This is a genomic window from Pseudomonas sp. SMSB3, from assembly GCF_052041965.1.
Classification (GTDB): Bacteria; Pseudomonadota; Gammaproteobacteria; order Pseudomonadales; family Pseudomonadaceae; genus Aquipseudomonas.
In genome coordinates, this window is record NZ_JBKGGV010000061.1 from 1 (window position 1) to 274 (window position 274).

Sequence of the window (274 nt, forward strand, 5' to 3'; positions counted from 1 at the left end):
TGCTCACGGCGCCGGTTGCAGTGCCGGAGCTTTGGCCAACCGGAATCGTGATGATTTGCCCGTTAGCCAATGCCACTACAACCGGAGCGCCAGTCACCGGCGCGCCGACGCTTGCGGTGTAGACGATTGTCCCGCCCTCGGCCACGGATGGCGTAGCGGTCAGGGTGACCGTTGTCGTGTCTGTTACATCGGTCACCGCAGTGCTGACCGGATCCGTGTTGGCGACAAGATTCTCAAAGTTTCCGCCGCTGACGCTGGTGATGCTGTTGGTGAT

1 protein-coding gene is annotated in these 274 nt (G+C 61.3%); it reads right to left on the minus strand.

Annotation, left to right across the window (positions count from 1 at the left end):
- Nucleotides 1–274: immunoglobulin-like domain-containing protein (locus ACLEJW_RS23285; RefSeq protein WP_440778339.1), on the minus strand; the 274-nt coding region annotated here is incomplete at both ends.